At 68.5% G+C, this 15,974-nt stretch carries 22 protein-coding genes and 1 pseudogene; 11 read left to right on the top strand and 12 right to left on the bottom strand.

Features of this window, described 5'->3' with window-relative positions; translation table 11 throughout:
* Nucleotides 1-3: 3 nt before the first annotated feature.
* The 3 genes from WC555_RS04415 to WC555_RS04405 form a co-directional block, all read right to left on the bottom strand.
* A complete protein-coding gene (locus WC555_RS04415) occupies nucleotides 4-213 on the bottom strand; it encodes a hypothetical protein (protein WP_373251498.1) in 210 nt (69 codons plus the stop codon).
* Between the two features lie 129 nt (nucleotides 214-342).
* Entirely contained in the window at nucleotides 343-981 is a 639-nt protein-coding gene (locus WC555_RS04410) for a uracil-DNA glycosylase (RefSeq protein ID WP_373251497.1), read from the bottom strand.
* Nucleotides 978-1,559: an NYN domain-containing protein gene (locus WC555_RS04405; RefSeq protein WP_373251495.1), complete on the bottom strand. Its 582-nt coding sequence runs from the start codon at nucleotides 1,557-1,559 to the stop codon at nucleotides 978-980. The genes WC555_RS04410 and WC555_RS04405 overlap by 4 nt, the downstream gene beginning before the upstream one ends.
* Here WC555_RS04405 and folK point away from each other — a divergent pair.
* The 6 genes from folK to acpS all read left to right on the top strand — a co-directional run bounded on the left by folK (nucleotide 1,558) and on the right by acpS (nucleotide 6,630).
* Nucleotides 1,558-2,115 (top strand): 2-amino-4-hydroxy-6-hydroxymethyldihydropteridine diphosphokinase, encoded by a 558-nt coding sequence (gene folK / locus WC555_RS04400; protein WP_373251493.1) that lies wholly within the window; start codon nucleotides 1,558-1,560, stop codon nucleotides 2,113-2,115. The two genes, WC555_RS04405 and folK, sit on opposite strands and share 2 nt — an antisense overlap.
* Before the next feature lie 84 nt (nucleotides 2,116-2,199).
* Complete coding sequence (gene rpoZ / locus WC555_RS04395; RefSeq protein WP_292124797.1) at nucleotides 2,200-2,559, top strand: DNA-directed RNA polymerase subunit omega; 360 nt, start codon at nucleotides 2,200-2,202, stop codon at nucleotides 2,557-2,559.
* A 101-nt stretch (nucleotides 2,560-2,660) separates the two neighbouring features.
* On the top strand, nucleotides 2,661-4,847 hold the full coding sequence (locus WC555_RS04390; protein WP_373251491.1) for a bifunctional (p)ppGpp synthetase/guanosine-3',5'-bis(diphosphate) 3'-pyrophosphohydrolase: 2,187 nt from the start codon (nucleotides 2,661-2,663) through the stop codon (nucleotides 4,845-4,847).
* A gap of 39 nt (nucleotides 4,848-4,886) precedes the next feature.
* Nucleotides 4,887-5,486: an orotate phosphoribosyltransferase gene (pyrE, locus tag WC555_RS04385; protein WP_373251489.1), complete on the top strand. Its 600-nt coding sequence runs from the start codon at nucleotides 4,887-4,889 to the stop codon at nucleotides 5,484-5,486.
* Entirely contained in the window at nucleotides 5,483-6,232 is a 750-nt protein-coding gene (locus tag WC555_RS04380; RefSeq protein WP_373251488.1) for a pyridoxine 5'-phosphate synthase, read from the top strand. Before pyrE ends, WC555_RS04380 begins: the two co-directional genes overlap by 4 nt.
* Nucleotides 6,229-6,630: a holo-ACP synthase gene (acpS, locus tag WC555_RS04375; RefSeq protein ID WP_373251624.1), complete on the top strand. Its 402-nt coding sequence runs from the start codon at nucleotides 6,229-6,231 to the stop codon at nucleotides 6,628-6,630. The genes WC555_RS04380 and acpS overlap by 4 nt, the downstream gene beginning before the upstream one ends.
* Here the strand turns inward: acpS and WC555_RS04370 are convergent, their stop codons facing one another.
* Entirely contained in the window at nucleotides 6,631-7,191 is a 561-nt protein-coding gene (locus WC555_RS04370) for a hypothetical protein (protein WP_373251628.1), read from the bottom strand.
* Nucleotides 7,192-7,335: 144 nt separating this feature from the next.
* On the opposite strand from WC555_RS04370, the pseudogene lepB reads away from it, so the two are divergent.
* From lepB to WC555_RS04350, 4 genes and pseudogenes are all read left to right on the top strand, one after another.
* Nucleotides 7,336-8,082 (top strand): annotated as a pseudogene (gene lepB, locus WC555_RS04365) (signal peptidase I); the annotation flags it as partial.
* Nucleotides 8,082-8,798, top strand: coding sequence for a ribonuclease III (rnc, locus tag WC555_RS04360; protein WP_373251486.1), 717 nt, complete (start codon nucleotides 8,082-8,084; stop codon nucleotides 8,796-8,798). The pseudogene lepB and the gene rnc, both read left to right, overlap by 1 nt.
* Nucleotides 8,795-9,742: a GTPase Era gene (era, locus tag WC555_RS04355; protein WP_373251484.1), complete on the top strand. Its 948-nt coding sequence runs from the start codon at nucleotides 8,795-8,797 to the stop codon at nucleotides 9,740-9,742. The genes rnc and era overlap by 4 nt, the downstream gene beginning before the upstream one ends.
* Nucleotides 9,743-9,789: 47 nt before the next feature.
* Nucleotides 9,790-10,977, top strand: coding sequence for a serine hydrolase domain-containing protein (locus tag WC555_RS04350; protein ID WP_373251483.1), 1,188 nt, complete (start codon nucleotides 9,790-9,792; stop codon nucleotides 10,975-10,977).
* Between the two features lie 120 nt (nucleotides 10,978-11,097).
* On the opposite strand, the gene WC555_RS04345 is transcribed toward WC555_RS04350, so the two are convergent.
* The 8 genes from WC555_RS04345 to WC555_RS04310 form a co-directional block, all read right to left on the bottom strand.
* Complete coding sequence (locus WC555_RS04345) at nucleotides 11,098-11,727, bottom strand: dihydrofolate reductase family protein (protein WP_373251482.1); 630 nt, start codon at nucleotides 11,725-11,727, stop codon at nucleotides 11,098-11,100.
* Nucleotides 11,728-11,749: 22 nt separating this feature from the next.
* Complete coding sequence (locus WC555_RS04340; RefSeq protein ID WP_373251480.1) at nucleotides 11,750-11,944, bottom strand: hypothetical protein; 195 nt, start codon at nucleotides 11,942-11,944, stop codon at nucleotides 11,750-11,752.
* A gap of 1 nt (nucleotide 11,945) precedes the next feature.
* Nucleotides 11,946-12,437, bottom strand: a complete 492-nt coding sequence (locus tag WC555_RS04335) for an SRPBCC domain-containing protein (protein WP_373251479.1) — start codon at nucleotides 12,435-12,437, stop codon at nucleotides 11,946-11,948.
* Nucleotides 12,434-12,832: a DoxX family protein gene (locus tag WC555_RS04330; RefSeq protein ID WP_373251477.1), complete on the bottom strand. Its 399-nt coding sequence runs from the start codon at nucleotides 12,830-12,832 to the stop codon at nucleotides 12,434-12,436. Before WC555_RS04330 ends, WC555_RS04335 begins: the two co-directional genes overlap by 4 nt.
* The gene (locus WC555_RS04325) at nucleotides 12,829-13,269 is read right to left on the bottom strand and encodes a VOC family protein (protein WP_373251475.1); all 441 of its coding nucleotides are present in this window, start codon (nucleotides 13,267-13,269) and stop codon (nucleotides 12,829-12,831) included. The genes WC555_RS04330 and WC555_RS04325 overlap by 4 nt, the downstream gene beginning before the upstream one ends.
* 76 nt (nucleotides 13,270-13,345) lie before the next feature.
* Nucleotides 13,346-13,825 carry an SRPBCC domain-containing protein gene (locus WC555_RS04320; protein WP_373251474.1) on the bottom strand — a complete coding sequence of 160 codons (480 nt, stop codon included), beginning with the start codon at nucleotides 13,823-13,825 and terminating at the stop codon, nucleotides 13,346-13,348.
* Between the two features lie 44 nt (nucleotides 13,826-13,869).
* Nucleotides 13,870-14,373 (bottom strand): SRPBCC family protein, encoded by a 504-nt coding sequence (locus WC555_RS04315; protein ID WP_373251473.1) that lies wholly within the window; start codon nucleotides 14,371-14,373, stop codon nucleotides 13,870-13,872.
* Entirely contained in the window at nucleotides 14,357-14,704 is a 348-nt protein-coding gene (locus WC555_RS04310; RefSeq protein WP_373251472.1) for an ArsR/SmtB family transcription factor, read from the bottom strand. The genes WC555_RS04315 and WC555_RS04310 overlap by 17 nt, the downstream gene beginning before the upstream one ends.
* A gap of 177 nt (nucleotides 14,705-14,881) precedes the next feature.
* Between WC555_RS04310 and WC555_RS04305 the strand changes: the two genes are divergently transcribed.
* On the top strand, nucleotides 14,882-15,817 hold the full coding sequence (locus WC555_RS04305; protein ID WP_373251471.1) for a nuclear transport factor 2 family protein: 936 nt from the start codon (nucleotides 14,882-14,884) through the stop codon (nucleotides 15,815-15,817).
* Nucleotides 15,818-15,974: the final 157 nt, after the last annotated feature.

Genomic DNA, 15,974 nt, shown 5'->3' with positions numbered 1-15,974 from the left:
TTTTCAGGCCGGGGGCGCGGCCATCACCGGTCGGGCGTCCAGCACCCCCGGCGTCGCGGCGGTCGTATAGGCGTCGATTCCGCCGGGGCCGACGGAGGGCTGGCTGAACTGCTGGATCATCAGCCCCATCCCCACGAGCAGCACCGCCATCAGCAGGGCCCACATCGCCATCTTCCGTTCCTGGGGCGTGAACGCCCCGTTCCCACTACGCATCACAGCCTCCAAAGCTGTCTGATCAACGTGGGGTCGGCGGCCGTGTTCCGGATCCCCGCCGCTCGCCCGTTCGGCGAATGATTCGCGTGTCGCGCGCGCAACACCCGCGCCGGGGGGCCTTCGTCCGGCTCAGCTTTCGATCAGTTCGCGCGCCCGCCGGAACACCGCCTCGAACATCGCCGGCGTCAGCCGCCCCGTGTTCGTGTTGAGCCGGGAGCAGTGGTAGCTGTTCAGGATGACATAGCCCCCCAACGCCGCCTCGACGCCATGTCCGGGCGGGGCCGCCGTGCCCTTCAGGCCCAGCGCCTTCAACACGTTCCGTCGCGAGACGTCGCCGAGGGTGACGATGACCTTGAGCCGGGGCAGGGCGGCGAGGCGCGCGCTCAGGAACGGCCGGCAGATCGCTTCCTCGGCGGGCAGGGGTTTGTTGCCAGGCGGGGCGCAGCGCACGGCGTTGGTGACCATGCAATCGACCAGCCGCAGGCTGTCGTCCGGCCGGGCTTCATACACGCCCGTGGCGAAGCCTGTCCTGATCAGGGTCTCGTACAGAATCCAGCCTGCGCCGTCTCCGGTGAAGGGCCGCCCCGTGCGGTTGGCCCCCGTCCGCCCCGGGGCCAGCCCGGCCACCAGCAGCCGCGCGTCCGGATCGCCGAACGAGGGGGCGGGGCCGTTGAACCAGTCGGGATTCTGACGCTGGTTGTCGCGCCGGTATTCGACGAGGCGCGGGCACAGGGGGCAGTCGCGAGGCGGTTCGGGGTTCAGGCTCATTCGCGGCAGTCCGTCTCGAACACCCGGCTGGTCGGCTGTGACGCCGTCGCGCGCGGCCGGCCGATGTCCGGCAGCAGGTCGCTCAACTCGACGAAGGCGTCGGCCTGGCGGCGCAGCTCGTCAGCGATCTGGGGCGGCTGGCTCTTCGTTGTCGAGACCACGGTGACCCGCACCCCCTTCGCCTGCAGGGCCTGCACCAGCCGGCGGAAGTCGCCGTCGCCGGAAAACAGGATGGCGTGGTCGATGTGCGGCGCGAACTCCAGCATGTCGACGGCGATCTCGATGTCCATATTGCCCTTGGTGCGGGTGTGACCCTGGGCGTCGGTGAACCGCTTGACCGGCTTGGTCACCACGGTGAAGCCATTGTAGTCCAGCCAGTCGACCAGCGGCTTGATCGGCGAGAACTCTTCGCCCTCGATCACCGCCGTGTAATAGTAGGCCCGAACCAGGACGGCCTGGCTGCGATACATCTCGACCAGCTTCTTGAAGTCGAGATCGGCGTTCAGCGCCTTGGCCGCGGAATACAGATTGGCCCCGTCGATGAACAGGGCGATGCGCTCGGTCGGATAAGGCGTCATGGAAAAGGACTCCGGAGAAAAGGTCGTCCACGCCTCCGTCGAAATAGACGGCGCGCTCGATCTGGACTCGGCTGTCATCGTCGCCCTGGGCTGCAATGACAAGGGGGCCTGGGACGACTGCCGCGAGGCGCTCGAGGCGGCTCTGGCCCGATTCCGCGCGGAAGGAATCGACGTGGTGGCCCGCTCGTCCTGGTGGCGCTCCGCGGCCTGGCCAGATCCGAACGATCCGCCCTTCCTGAACGGCGTGGTCATCGTGCGAACCGAACACGAGCCCCACGCCCTGATGGCTGCGCTGGGGCGGATCGAGGAGGCGTTCGGGCGTCAACGCGGCGCGGCGAACGCGCCGAGGACGCTGGATCTGGACCTGATCGCCTATGGCCGGCTGACGGGACAACTCGGCGCCCTGATCGTTCCGCATCCCCGAGCGGCGGACCGGCGCTTCGTGATGGGACCTCTGGCGGAGATCGCCCCGGACTGGCGGCACCCGGCCGGCGGGACGGCCGAGGCCCTGGCCGCGGCGGCGACGGTCGGAACAGATGCGGCGCCCCGACGCTGACGCCTCATTCTCGTCCATGCGGCGTTGCACAATTCAGGCTAACCCTATAGTTTGTGCGGTTCTCCCCCGCGCCCGAGGATATTCATGGCCCGCGTCACTGTCGAAGACTGCATCGAAAAGGTGCCGAACCGGTTCGGCCTGGTTCTGCTGGCGGGCAACCGCGCCCGCGCCATCGCCAACGGCGCGCCGCTGACCATCGATCGCGACAACGACAAGAACCCGGTCGTGGCCCTCCGCGAACTGGCTGACTCCACCGTCGTGCCGGACGAGCTGCGCGAGACGGTCATCGTCGCCCTGCAACGCGTCGACGAGCGCACCGAAGCCGAGGATGAGGCTGAAATCGTGGGCCTGCTGGCTGAACCCCAGCACATGAACATGGCCGAGGCCGAGTTGATCCGCGCGCTGCAAAGCGACCGCGACGGCGGGCAGGAGGAGCGGTACTGACGGCAGAACCTGCCAACGGTATCACCATCCTGCCGGCGCGGCAGCCCGCGCCGACGCCCGAACCCGCCAATCTGAACGACCCCGGCGGTCCGCGTCCCCACGTGGACCCCTCCGACCATCCCCGTTCCAAGGTGCTGCGCCAGTTCGAGCTGGTCGAGGCCGTACGCGCCTACGACCCGACCGCGGACGAGGCGCTGCTGAACCGCGCCTATGTCTATGCGATGAAGATGCACGGCTCGCAGCTGCGGGCCTCGGGCGATCCCTATTTCGCCCATCCGATCCAGGTCGCCGGCATCCTGACCGACTATCGGCTCGACACCGCCACCATCGTCACCGCCCTGCTGCACGACGTGGTCGAGGACACCGCGGCGACCCGGGACGACATCGCCCAGCGGTTCGGCGAGGAGGTCGCCTCACTCGTCGAGGGCGTGACCAAGCTGTCGCGGCTGGAGCTTCAGGCCGAACACACCCGCCAGGCCGAAAACCTCCGCAAATTCATCCTCGCCATCTCCAAGGACGTCCGCGTCCTGCTGGTGAAGCTGGCTGATCGTCTGCACAACATGCGGACGCTGAAATACGTCAAGCCGGAGAAGCGCGAGCGCATCAGCCGAGAGACGCTGGAAGTCTACGCTCCGCTGGGTCGGTCGATCGGCATCCATTCGATCGCGTCAGAGCTCGAAGAGCTGGCCTTCGAACACCTGAACCCCACCGCCCGTACCGCCATCGAGCGCCGGCTTGAGGCGCTGAAGCTGGAGCACGGCCGCGCCATCGACGGCGTCTCGCGCGAGGTCGAGCGGGTGTTGTCTGAAGCAGGGGTCAAGGCCCAGGTCTTCGGTCGGCAGAAGACGCCCTATTCGATCTGGCGCAAGCTGCAGCGCAAGTCGGTCGGCTTCTCGTCCCTGTCCGACATCTACGGCTTCCGGGTGCTGGTGCAGGCCGAGGACGACTGCTACCGCGCCCTGGGCGTCATCCACCGCGCCTGGCCCGTGGTGCCCGAGCGGTTCAAGGATTTCATCTCGACTCCGAAGTCGAACAACTACCGCTCGCTGCATACGACCGTTGTCGGCCCGTCCGGCCTGCGCATCGAGATGCAGATCCGCACCGAGGCCATGGACCGCGTCGCCGAGGACGGGGTGGCGGCGCACTGGGCCTACAAGAACAAGTCCTATGGCTTCGACAAGGAGGCCATGGAGAAGGACGGCGGCCGCGATCCGCTGCAGAACCTGCGCCACCTCGTCCAGGTCATCGAGCACGGCGAGGGCGGCGAGGATTGGGTCGAGCACGCCAAGCTGGAGATGTACCTCGAGCAGGTTTTCGTCTTCACGCCCAAGGGTTCGCTGATCACCCTGCCGCGCGGCGGCATGCCGCTGGATTTCGCCTACGCCGTCCACACCGAGGTCGGCGACACCGCCGTGGGGGCGAAGATCAACGGCGAACTGAAGCCGATGCGCACCCAGCTCCAGAACGGCGATGTGATCGAGATCGTGCGCGGCTCCAAGCGCGAGATTCCGGTGGACTGGCGCTCCCTGACCATCACCGGTCGCGCCCGCTCGGCGATCCGGCGCCACATCCGCACCTCCGAGCGCGGCGAGTTCCAGAAGCTGGGCCGGGCGACGCTGGACCAGACCTTGTCCCGCGCCGGCAAGGTCCTGGCAGAGGTGTCGCTGAAGGCGATGCTGGAGACCCTGTCGTTCGCCTCGGAAGACGATCTGTTCGAGGCCATCGGCCGGGGCCGTCTGTCGGCCGCCAAGGTCGGCGAGACCCTGTTCCCGGCGCTGAAGGGCCGGCTGAAGGCCGGGCCCGACCGCAAGCGCATCGGCGACGAGCAGGCCCGCCTGTTCGTGCGGGGCGGCGGCCTGACCCCCGGCGTCAGCGTCCATTTCGGCCATTGCTGTTCGCCGGTGCCGGGCGACCGCATCGTCGGCATCCTCGAACCCGAAGCCGGCCTGACGGTCCACACCATCGATTGCCAGCGCCTCGCCGACTACGCCGACGACGATTCCGTCTGGCAGGACCTGCAATGGACGCCCCAGGCGGAGCAGGGGGCCGTGGCCTCGGCCCGCATCCGCGCCACGATCAAGAATGCGCCAGGCGTCCTCGGTCAGGTCGCCACCATCATCGGCGAGGCCGGCGGCAACATCCTGAATCTCGTCATGAGCCACCGGCAGCAGGACTTCTTCGACGTCGACATCGACATGGAGGTCGAGGACGCCAAACACGCCACCGCCATCATGGCCGCCCTGCGCACCAACCCGTCGGTCGACACGGTCGAAAGGGCGCGGGGCTAGGCCCTTGCGGCGGCGGTTGGGCCCGTTATGACAACCGCCATGACCTCAGACGACGTACTCGAAGAATTCCGCGGCGCCGGCGCTCTCCGCGAAGGCCATTTCGTGCTGTCCTCCGGGCTGCACAGTCCCGTCTTCCTGCAGAAGAACCTCGTCTTCATGGACGCCGGTCGCTGCGCCCGCCTGTGCAAGGCGCTGGCGGAGAAGATCACGGCGGCGGTCGGCCCGGTCGATGTGGCCATCTCGCCGGCCGTGGGCGGCATCATCCCCGGCTATGAGACCGCTCGCTGGCTGGGCGTGCCGTCCATGTATGTCGAGCGCGAGGGCGGCGCCTTCAGACTGCGCCGCGGCTTCCACGTCGAGCCCGGCCAGAAGGTCGTCATGGTCGAGGACATCGTCACCACGGGCCTGAGCTCGCGCGAATGCATCGCGGCCATCCAGGCGGCGGGCGGCGAGGTCGTCGCGGCGGCCTGTATCGTCGACCGCTCGGGCGGCCGGGCGGACGTCGGCGTGCCGCTGGTGGCGCTGGCGACGCTGGACGTGCCTGCATACCCCGCCGACGCCCTGCCGCCCGAACTCGCGGCCCTGCCGGTCGAGGATCCCGGCAGCCGGCGGCTGGCGAGCCAGGGGGCAGGCGGATGACCGGACACGTCCGCCTCGGCGTCAACATCGACCATGTGGCCACGGTGCGGAACGCCCGCGGCGGGGCCCATCCCGATCCGGTGCGGGCGGCGCGCGAGGCCCTGGCCGCCGGCGCCGACGGCATCACCGCCCACCTGCGCGAGGATCGACGCCATATCACCGACACCGACATCGCGGCGCTCAGCGACCTGTGCGCCGAGGCCGGGCGACCGCTGAACCTCGAAATGGCGGTCACCGACGAGATGCTGGCCATCGCCCTGCGCCATCGCCCCCACGCCGCCTGCCTTGTGCCCGAGCGGCGCGAGGAGGTGACGACCGAGGGCGGACTGGCTGTGGCCGGCTGCGAAGCCCGCATCCAGCCGGTCGTAAAAGCCCTTGTCGACGCCGGCGTCCGGGTGTCGCTGTTCATCGAGCCCAGCCTCGAACAGGTCGTGGCCTCCCACGCCGTCGGCGCCCAGGTGGTCGAGCTGCACACCGGCCGCTACTGCAACCTGTCCGGCGACGACCGGGCGGTGGAGTTCGAACGGCTTCAGGCCGCCGCTACGCGGGCCTTCGACCTGGGCCTTGAGGTCCACGCCGGTCACGGCCTGGACTACGTCACCGCCGCCCACATGCTGGCCATCTCCGAGGTGCGGGAGCTCAACATCGGCCATTTCCTGATCGGCGAGGCCGTGTTCACGGGCCTTACCCCGGCCATCCACCGCATGCGCGCGGCCATGGACAACGCCGGATCGTGGGCCGCATGATCATCGGCGTCGGCGCGGACCTGTGCGACATCCGCCGCATCCAGTCCTCGCTCGACCGCTTCGGCGACCGGTTCAAACGGCGCTGCTTCACCGAACTGGAGCAGGCCCGATCCGATCGCAAGCCTGATCCCGCCTGGAGCTACGCCAAACGCTTCGCGGCCAAGGAGGCCTGCGCCAAGGCGCTCGGCACCGGCATGCGGACTGATGTCTACTGGCGCGACATGGGGGTGGTGAACCAGCGCTCGGGACAGCCGACCCTCGCCCTGACCGGCCATGCTGCTGAACACCTGTTAAGGCTGACACCTCCCGGTCACGAACCCCGGTTACATCTGACGCTCAGCGACGAGCATCCGTACGCGCTCGCCTTCGTGGTGATCGAAGCCTTGCCGATGTCTTGATCACGTTATACCGATTTCGCCGCAATGACCGCGGAACAGCGGCTGGGGGACTGAACCGAGATGAGCGACGAGCACAAGCCGCACGACGACCACGGCCATGCGGGTCATGACGACCACGCCCCCGCCGCGCATGATGCGCACGGGCATGACGACCACGCCGCCCATCCTGTGGCGGACGCTCATGGCCACGGCCATGACGACCATGCCGCTCCGGCGCATCCCGCCGCGGATCATGCCCATGACGATCACGGTCACGAGGCGCACGGGCACGAAGCGCATGGGCACGACGATCACGCGCCTGCCGCGCACGGTCACGACGATCATGCCGCCCATCCGGCCGCGGATGCCCACGGCCACGAGGACCATGCGGCCCATCCGGCCGCCGAGGCTCATGGCCATGACGCGCACGGCCATGATGACCACGCCCACGGCCACGAGGACCATGCGGCCCATCCGGCCGCCGAGGCTCATGGCCATGACGCGCACGGCCATGATGACCACGCCCACGGCCACGACGATCATGCCGAAGCGCCCGCCGCGCACGCCGACGATACTGCGCATGACAGCCATGCCGCGCCCGTCGCCGCCGCCGCCGCCGCCGCGGCTCCCAGGCCCGTCTGGAGCGACGCCGGCGACGCGCCGTTCGAGGATGTCGACAGCACGCCGGTCTACGCCCGCGGCAAGGGCGGCAAGAAGAAATCCGGCAGAGGTTCCGGCAGCGAGAGCTTCGAGTTCATCAAGACGATCTTCTTCGCCCTGCTGATCGCCTTCGTTCTGCGGGTGGTCCTGTTCCAGCCCTTCACCATCCCGTCGGCCTCGATGGAGCCCAACCTGTCCGAGGGCGATTACATCGTCGTCTCCAAGTGGAGCTACGGCTATTCGAAACACTCGATCCCGTTCAGCCCGCCGATCTTCGACGGCCGGATCTCCCTGCCGCTGGTCAGCCACGCCCCCGAACGCGGCGACGTGGTGGTGTTCAAGCTGCCGCGCGACGACAAGACTGATTACATCAAGCGCCTGATCGGCCTGCCCGGCGACCGGATCCAGATGATCAACAATGTGCTGAACATCAACGGTCAGCCGGTGCGTGACGTGGTGGTCAGCGGCGCCGACGTCACCAATATGTACGGCATGCCCATCGTGCGGATGCGCGAGACCCTGCCTGAGGGCAAGACCATCACCATCCAGGATTTCGGTCCCGGCAATGATCTGGACGACACCCCGGTGTTCGAGGTCCCGGCCGGCCACTACTTCATGATGGGCGACAATCGCGACAACTCGATCGACAGCCGCGTCGAGCAGTCCCAGGGCGTCGGCCTGGTGCCGGAAGAGAATCTGATCGGCAAGGCCGAGATCATCCTGTTCTCGTGGTCGCCGGGCGCGTCGCTGTGGAACCCGGTCAGCTGGTTCTCGAAGATCCGTCCGAGCCGGTTCTTCACCGTCCTCGACTGATGGCTGACCGCAGGGCCGAGGCTGTCCGGGCGCTGACGCGCCGCCTCGGCCATGAGTTCAGGGATCCGGCCCTGCTGGATCTCGCCCTGACCCACGCCAGCGTGGGGGAGGGGGCCGAGCGCGACGCCCGCGGCCGGCTGTTCGCCGACAACCAGCGGCTGGAGTTCCTCGGCGACCGGGTGCTGGGCCTGCTGGTCGCGGACCGGCTGATGCGCGACTACCCCGACGCCAACGAGGGCGAGATGTCCTCGCGCCTGCACGCCCTCGTCGACAAGGCCGCCTGCGCCCGCGTGGCCGAGGCCGTGGGGGTCGGCGACGCCATGCGCCTGTCCCCCGGCGAGGCCAAACAGGGCGGCCGCCGGCGCGAGGGCGTTCTGGGCGACGCCATGGAGGCCATCCTCGCCGCGGCCTGGTTCGACGGCGGCATCGACGCCGCCCGCGCCGTGTTCGACAAGACGTGGGCGGACGAACTGTCGGCCCCGCCGCGCAAATCCCTGACCAATCCGAAATCGGCCCTGCAGGAGTGGGCCCTGGCCCACGCAAAGCCTTTGCCTGTCTACCGTATCGTCGAACGCAAGGGCTCGGATCACGCCCCGACCTTCACCGTCGAAGTCAGCGTCGCGGGACATCCGCCCTTGACCGCGCAAGGTCGTTCGCGTCAGGACGCGGAGAAAGCGGCCGCCATCGGCCTGCTGCAGCGTGAAGGCGTGATTTGACCAACCCTGAAAACCAGAGCGCCGGCTTCGCCGCCATCATCGGCGCCCCGAACGCCGGGAAGTCCACTCTGGTCAATCGTCTGACGGGAACCAAGGTCTCGATCGTCACCCAGAAGGTCCAGACCACGCGCTTCCCCGTGCGCGGCATCGCCATCGAGGGCGACGCCCAGATCGTGCTGGTCGACACCCCGGGCATCTTCACCCCGCGCCGCCGTCTGGACCGCGCCATGGTCGCCTCGGCCTGGGGCGGCGCCTCGGACGCCGACGTGGTCGTGCACCTGATCGACGCCGCTTCGCACATCGCGTCGGAAGGCAAGGAAGGCCAGGCCGCCGACCGCCGCTCGGCCGAGGACACCGAGACCATCATCGCCAATCTCAAGGCGACGGGGACCAAGGTCATCCTGGCGCTGAACAAGATCGACGGCATGCGCCGGGACACCCTGCTGGCCCTGTCCCAGGCCATGTTCGACACCGGCGTCTATTCCGAGGTCTATATGATCTCCGCCCTCAGCGGCGACGGCGTCGACGACCTTAAAAAGCGCCTCGCCCGCGCCATGCCGAAGGGCCCCTGGCTCTATCCGGAAGACCAGTCGGCCGACGTGCCGATGCGCGTCCTGGCTGCCGAGATCACCCGCGAGAAAGTCTATCTGCGCGTCCATGAGGAGCTGCCCTATTCGGCGGCGGTCGAGACCACCGCCTTCGAGGACAAGGCCGACGGCTCGGCCCGGATCGAACAGACCATCTATGTCGAGCGCGAGAGCCAGCGGCCCATCATCCTGGGCAAGGGCGGCCAGACGCTGAAATGGATCGGCCAGAAGTCGCGCGAGGAACTCACCGAGCTCCTCGATCGCCCCGTCCACCTGTTTCTTACGGTCAAGGTCGACCCGAAATGGCAGGAATCCCGCGCCCTTTACGCCCAGTTCGGGCTGGATTTCGACGTCTAGCATCTGTGTTCAACGTTCCGAGAAGCGCCGGGGGGCATCCCCGGCTTGTGATCGCCGTTCTGGCCGCCGTACTGCTGATCGCGACGGCGCTCGTCGCCTGGGCCAGCGTCCGGACGCCGTCCGCCGCGCCTGACGTCCAGCCACTTCCGCCCCGCCCGCCGCTCGAGGTGATCGAAACCCTGCCGCGGCTCAAGGCGCAGCTCGACCGCTGGGGCGGCTCGGGGCAGTTCACCGGCGGTGTCCTTGTGGCCCGGGGCGACGAGGTCCTGTTCCGTCAGGTCCACGGCTTCGCCGACCGCAGCCAGGGCGCGTCGCTGCAGCTGAACTCACGCTTCCGCCTGGCCTCGATCAGCAAGCAGTTCACCGCCGCCGCGATCCTGCGGCTGCAGGACGAGGGCGTGCTGTCGACCCACGACCCGCTGTGCAAATGGATCCAGCCCTGTCCCGCGGCCTGGGAGCCGATCCGCCTCCACCACCTGCTGTCGCACAGCTCCGGCGTCCCCGACCTCATGGCGCGTCCCGCCTGGGGAATCCGCCGCGTCACTCCCGCCACGTCAAATGAATTGACTGAAGAATCAAAGAAATATGGGCTTCAGTTCGTTCCGGGAACCAAGGTCCGCTACAACAACGCCGGCTATAATCTGCTCGGCGCCGTGGTCGAAAAGGCCTCGGGCCTGCCGCTGCACGCCTACCTCCAGCAGGCCTTCTTCAAGCCGCTGGGCATGGCCGACACCGGTTATGACGATGGCAAGTCCGACGTGGTCATGGGCTACGCCAACCTGGGCGGCGGCGGTCCGTCCCCCCAGCCCGACGCCAATGTCAGCATCATCTTCGCCGCCGGCGCCCTGTATTCGACGCTGGACGACCTGCTGGTCTGGGAGCGCGCCCTCCATCGCGGCCATCTGCTGACGCCGCGCAGCTACGCCATGATGATCGCCGACCACGCCCCGGCCGACACCCCGCCTGAACGCGGCCGCCAGCGCCGCGACTGGGGCTTCGGCCTGTTCACCAACAGCATCGGCCAACGCGTCTCGCCGCCGTTCCTCGACCGCCAGATCTTCCACACCGGCAGCTGGTCGGGCTTCCGCAACCTGATGACCTACCAGCCGGACGAGGACGTCACCGTGATCGTCCTGTCCAACAATTATCATTCGCGTGACGCGGTCTTCCTGCTGTCGCAGCAGGGCATGGCCGAGGCTTTGGGGCGTGACGTTCCGACCGGGATGGGCCGCTGACCAGCCGATACATCCGACACAAGGGTTATCGGTGATAATGAGGACAAAAGCCGCGATAACCGCGACATGGGACGATACCGTCGATAACAAGGACAGCGCACAGCTGATCCGGCGCTCGCCCTACTGAACTCGTCCGACGTCAAAATCGTCCGGTGCGAACGATCCGGTGGGTACCTCGCCCGCGCGTCGCCATGTGCCCACGGTGACGCCGCGGGGCGTGGAGCCGCTGCTCACGGGCGTCCATTCGTGCGGGCGCGAGCCCTGGTCGAACAGCCGCTTGCCGCGGCCCAGCACGATCGGGAAGGTCAGCAGCGTCAGCTGATCGATCAGATCGTGGGCCAGCAGGGTGTGGATCACCTCGCTGGATCCCTGGATCAGCAGGTCGCGCCCCTCCGTCGCCTTCAGAGCCCGGACGGCGTCGGGCAGATCGCCCTCGAGCCGATGGCTGTGGGCCCAGTCCAGCGGCGTCGCGGGCCCGGCGGCGACGTATTTGTTGATGGCGTTGAAGGTCCGGCCGGTCTCGTCATCCATCTGGGGCCAGAACGCCGCGAAAATCTCGTAGGTTTTCCGACCCAGCAGGAGGTCATAGGTCTCGCCCATGGCCTGACCCATCAACTGGTCCAGCGTCTCGTCCCAGAAGGGGGCGACCCAGCCGCCGAAGGCGAAGCCGTCGGCGTCCTCGTCCGGTCCGCCCGGGGCCTGCATGACGCCGTCCAGACTGACGAAGGTAGCGGTTCTGATGGTGCGCATGGTCCGGACTCCTGTGGGTTGATCAGAGGAAGCCCGGCGGCGGCGGCCGGGTCTGGTCGTCGAGGAAGGGCAGGATCATCGCCGCCTCCATCACCGAGCCGGCGAACAGCTCGGGCGTCAGGCTTTCCATCTGCTCGGCGAAGCCGGGCAGGGCGCCGCCCTCGTCGAGACCGGCCAGATAGGCGTCGGGGTTCGCCGCGGCCGGTCGCTTTGCCATCTCAGTCCCCGGCGTCTGTCACGGCGCGGACGCGCGCCGCCAGCTTGTCGAAGCTCTGGCTCCAGCCCGTCTCCATGCCGCTCAATGGGCCGACGGCGTCCTCGCGGGCCTGGATGACGACGGCGTCGAACCGCATCAGGGTGCGGCCGTCGATCTCCTCGAACCGCGCGGTGTGTTCGACCTCGAACCAGACCTCGCCGTCCGGCAGGGTGATCCAGGTGCGCATCACCAGCCGTTCGGGCTCATCCAGGGCGATGAAGCGGCCGTCGAACGGATGGTCGGTCCCGTCCGGCCCGCGCATGGCCATCTGGATCGCCCCGCCGGGCCGCACGTCCATGCGGACGACCGGCATGGTGAAATGCTCGGGCCCGAACCAGACCGCGACGTGCGCCGGCTCGGTCCACATCTTCCAGACGAGGGCGCGCGGGGCGTCGAACGCGCGGACGATGCTGACCCGGGTCAGGTGGTCCGGAATGGCGCCGGCGACGGTCATGCGGCGGTCCTCCGGATCGGGAAGACGGCCTTCAGCGAGGGGTCGCGCAGCCACAGGCCGCCCCACATCGCCAGCCCCAGATAAATGCCGAAGAGGGTGTGGCTGAACATCGGCATGTCCACCCTCAGATTGGTGGCGATGGCCCCGCCCAGCAGGCCCGTCATCAGCACCGCGCCCAGCAGGCTGGTGCGGGGGATGACGTAGAGGATGACGCAGCCCAGCTCGATCGCCGCGATCAGCATCAGATATTTCTCCGGCCAGCCGAGCGGCTCCATGGTCTGCGCGGCGACCATGTCGGACATCAGGAGTTTCGGGGCGACCGAGGCGGCGAGTATGAACAGGACGAACAGTCCGCTCAGCACCCGGCCGGTCCAGACGGCGGGCGAGGCCGTCATTGGCCCGGCTTCCAGCCTTCGGCCGGAATGGTGTTGACCATCCACGGCACGCCGAATTTGTCGATCAGGGCGCCGTAGCCGGGCGACCAGAAGGTCTCGTCGAACGGCATGACCGGCTTGCCGCCTTCGATCAGGGCGTCGTACCAGCGCCGCGCCTCGGCCTTGTCTTCGGTGTGCAGGGTGACGTCGAAGCCGTTCTTCGGCTTGTCGATCCCGGGCGCCCAGTCCAGGTCCATGTCCGCACCCATGATCGCCTGATCGCCGACCTGCAGCCAGCAGTGCATCAGCCAGTCCTTGTACTGGGGGCCGACCGGCATGTCGGGCGGGGCGTCGCCATAGGGCATGGCCGCGGTGACCTCGCCGCCCAGGACCTTTGCGTAGAACTCGAACGCTTCGCGGCACTGTCCGCGGAAGCTGAGGCTGGTGACGATCTTCATGGTCTTGCTCCTCGACCCGGTTGATCCAAACGCAGGACGCAGTGGCGTCGTTACTGATCCGTCCGGCGGGCCATCCTCAGGACGCGCCGCCCTTCGCCAGAAAGGCTTCCAGCCGCTCGAAGGTGCTGGTCCAGCCGTGTTTGTGGCCGGTCAGGCTCTGCTCCGACTTCAGCCCCTCGTGGGTGAAGTCCATCAGGGTTCCGCCGCCGGGCGCGTCGCTGAGCTGGACCGTGACCAGGGTGTCGACCGGCGGGCCGTCCTCGTGCGACTCGTCCCATTTGAAGGTGAAGACCAGCCGCTGGTCCGGCACGATCTCGCGGTAGATCCCGCCCTGCCACAGGTCCTGACCGGTGTCGGGCGAGCGCAGACAGGCGCGCCAGGCGCCGCCGACCCTCAGGTCCTGGGTGGCGCTGACCGCGGGCCATTCGACCGGACCCAGCCACAGCACAATGACCTCGGGGTTCGTCCACGCCCGCCACACCAGCGCCCGCGGCGCGTCGAAGAAGCGCTGCATCCGCAGGGTGGGTCGGGTTTCTGTGGTGTCGATGAAGGTCATCGGGCGGGCTCTTCGGCGGGTCCGGTCGAGGGCCGGGGAGGGCGTCAGTGGGTCTTCAGCAGTTCAGCCAGCTGGTCGGCGCACGTGCCCCAGCCTTCATGGAAGCCCATGGCCTCGTGCTGCTTCATCGTCTCGGTGTTCCAGTGGCGCGCCGTGGCGACGTATTCGGTCTTGCCGTCGTCTCTCGGCGTCAGCTCCACCGTGCCGACCATGAACGGCTGGCCGGCCGGCTGCCAGTCCGGGGTGAGGGCGTCGGTCGTGATCCAGCGGCGGTTCGGGATGGCCTCGAGAAAGATTCCGCTGTTGGGAAAACGCTCGCCGTCCGGACCGTGCATGACGAAGTTGAAGACGCCGCCGGGGCGCGGGTCGATCCGCACGTCCGAGATCGTCCACGGCCGCGGCGCGAACCACTGCTGCAGCAGTTCCGGCGTCATCCAGGCCTTCCAGATGGCCTCGGGCGTGGCGTCGAGCACGCGGCGCAGGGTCAGCACGTGCTGATGCGCCGCCCCGTCCGTGTTGCAGGGGTTTTCTTCAGTGTCCTGGGCCATTCGGGTCTCCCTTCTGGATCTTCCTGAGGTAGGCGTCGAGCCGGTCGAAGCTGGCGTCCCAATAGCGGCGGTAGTGCTCCAGCCAGTCGGCGACGCCCTTCATCCCCATCGGTTCGAGACGGGCGGGCCGCCACTGGGCCTCGCGGCCCCGGCTGACCAGCCCGGCCTTCTCCAGCACCTTCAGATGCTTCGACACGGCCGGCAGGCTCATGTCGAACGGCTCGGCCAGGTCGTTGACGCTGGCCTCGCCCTCGCACAGCCGCGCCAGGATGGCCCGACGGGTCGGGTCGGCCAGGGCGGCGAATTTGAGGCTGAGCGGGTCGGTCTGCATGAGCGTGTCTTGTATCTAACTGGAAGGTTAAATGCGTCGGTCGCACCGGGTTGTCAACCGGACGGTTAAATAAATTTCGGGAGCGCCGTCATGAGCGTCCGACCCGGTCAGCCGCCCTGACGGTTCCCCAAAGGGCCGGGGTCGCCTAGCGTGGTCTCCGGATGCCGGAGAGTCCCCATGTCGTTGTTCCTCACCGCCCTCGCGGCGCTTTCGCTGCAGACCGCCCCCGAGCAGCAGGCCGCCGCCGCGCTGGACCGGATGCACGCCGCCGCCGCCCGCGCCGACTCCGCCGCCTGGGCCGCGCGGCTGGCGCCGGATCTGGTCTGGATCGGCAACGAGACCTCCGAGCGCTGGGACCGCGACGCCTTCCTCGCCTTCGCCGCCCCGATCTTCGCGCGCGGCGAGGGCTGGACCTATTCGGCCCGGGAGCGTCACGTCGCCCTGGCGCCCGATCCCTGCGCCTGCGTCGCCTGGTTCGACGAGGTGCTGGACAGCGCCACCTACGGCACGGCCCGGGGCGAGGGGATGCTGGTCCGCACGGGCGACGACTGGCGCGTGCTGCGCTATGCCCTGAGCTATCCGATCCCCAACGACCTCGCCAACGGCATGACGGCCGAGATCAAGGCCTTCGAGGCGGCGACGCCCGTGGCGGACGCGCCCGGCGAGGCGGCCGACACGTCCGAGGAGACCGCCGCCGCCGCGACCCTGGACGCCTTGCATGGCGCGGCCTCCGCCGCCGACGGCGCGACCTATTTCGATCTGTTCACGCCCGACGCGACCTATATCGGCACCGACGTGACCGAGCACTGGTCCATCGCCGAATTCCGGGCCTATGCCGAACCGTATTTCGCGCGGGGCAGGGGCTGGACCTATACGCCCCGGTCGCGCTCCCTGACCCTCGCGCCGCTGGATTGCCGCTGCGTCGTCTGGTTCGACGAGGCCCTCGACAGCGACAGCTACGGCACAAGCCGCGGGACGGGCGTCCTTGTGCGCGGCGAGGACGGCAGGTGGCGCGTGGCTCTCTACGCCCTGACCTTCCCCATCCCCAACGCCCTCGCCCGGGATATGACCGCCCGGATCCGCGCCGCCGCCGGCCAGCCATCGCCCTCGTAGAAGGCCGCCTGCGCCGGGCTCAGTCTGAGCCGGGGCGAGAGTCTCGTATGCGACCCGAAAAAATGTGCGCGGATCCCGGGAGGCCTACAGCCTGCGGGGCCGCGGGCGAAGCCGGGCCTGGACGGCGGCGCGGCGTGGATTGAAGGATGGCAAAGAC

Origin of the sequence: Brevundimonas sp. (assembly GCF_041648615.1) — a bacterium.
In the GTDB taxonomy this organism is placed as follows: domain Bacteria; phylum Pseudomonadota; class Alphaproteobacteria; order Caulobacterales; family Caulobacteraceae; genus Brevundimonas.
This window is presented reverse-complemented; position numbering and strand designations above follow the sequence as displayed.

What these genes read in the sequence shown, in the direction of transcription:
- WC555_RS04415 (WP_373251498.1), bottom strand. Translation starts at nt 213, where the DNA reads ATGCGTAGTGGGAACGGGGCGTTCACGCCCCAGGAACGGAAGATGGCG.
- WC555_RS04410 (WP_373251497.1), bottom strand. Translation starts at nt 981, where the DNA reads ATGAGCCTGAACCCCGAACCGCCTCGCGACTGCCCCCTGTGCCCGCGC.
- folK (WP_373251493.1), top strand. Translation starts at nt 1,558, where the DNA reads ATGGAAAAGGACTCCGGAGAAAAGGTCGTCCACGCCTCCGTCGAAATA.
- WC555_RS04405 (WP_373251495.1), bottom strand. Translation starts at nt 1,559, where the DNA reads ATGACGCCTTATCCGACCGAGCGCATCGCCCTGTTCATCGACGGGGCC.
- rpoZ (WP_292124797.1), top strand. Translation starts at nt 2,200, where the DNA reads ATGGCCCGCGTCACTGTCGAAGACTGCATCGAAAAGGTGCCGAACCGG.
- pyrE (WP_373251489.1), top strand. Translation starts at nt 4,887, where the DNA reads ATGACCTCAGACGACGTACTCGAAGAATTCCGCGGCGCCGGCGCTCTC.
- WC555_RS04380 (WP_373251488.1), top strand. Translation starts at nt 5,483, where the DNA reads ATGACCGGACACGTCCGCCTCGGCGTCAACATCGACCATGTGGCCACG.
- acpS (WP_373251624.1), top strand. Translation starts at nt 6,229, where the DNA reads ATGATCATCGGCGTCGGCGCGGACCTGTGCGACATCCGCCGCATCCAG.
- WC555_RS04370 (WP_373251628.1), bottom strand. Translation starts at nt 7,191, where the DNA reads ATGCGCAGTATCGTCGGCGTGCGCGGCGGGCGCTTCGGCATGATCGTC.
- rnc (WP_373251486.1), top strand. Translation starts at nt 8,082, where the DNA reads ATGGCTGACCGCAGGGCCGAGGCTGTCCGGGCGCTGACGCGCCGCCTC.
- WC555_RS04345 (WP_373251482.1), bottom strand. Translation starts at nt 11,727, where the DNA reads ATGCGCACCATCAGAACCGCTACCTTCGTCAGTCTGGACGGCGTCATG.
- WC555_RS04340 (WP_373251480.1), bottom strand. Translation starts at nt 11,944, where the DNA reads ATGGCAAAGCGACCGGCCGCGGCGAACCCCGACGCCTATCTGGCCGGT.
- WC555_RS04335 (WP_373251479.1), bottom strand. Translation starts at nt 12,437, where the DNA reads ATGACCGTCGCCGGCGCCATTCCGGACCACCTGACCCGGGTCAGCATC.
- WC555_RS04330 (WP_373251477.1), bottom strand. Translation starts at nt 12,832, where the DNA reads ATGACGGCCTCGCCCGCCGTCTGGACCGGCCGGGTGCTGAGCGGACTG.
- WC555_RS04325 (WP_373251475.1), bottom strand. Translation starts at nt 13,269, where the DNA reads ATGAAGATCGTCACCAGCCTCAGCTTCCGCGGACAGTGCCGCGAAGCG.
- WC555_RS04320 (WP_373251474.1), bottom strand. Translation starts at nt 13,825, where the DNA reads ATGACCTTCATCGACACCACAGAAACCCGACCCACCCTGCGGATGCAG.
- WC555_RS04315 (WP_373251473.1), bottom strand. Translation starts at nt 14,373, where the DNA reads ATGGCCCAGGACACTGAAGAAAACCCCTGCAACACGGACGGGGCGGCG.
- WC555_RS04310 (WP_373251472.1), bottom strand. Translation starts at nt 14,704, where the DNA reads ATGCAGACCGACCCGCTCAGCCTCAAATTCGCCGCCCTGGCCGACCCG.
- WC555_RS04305 (WP_373251471.1), top strand. Translation starts at nt 14,882, where the DNA reads ATGTCGTTGTTCCTCACCGCCCTCGCGGCGCTTTCGCTGCAGACCGCC.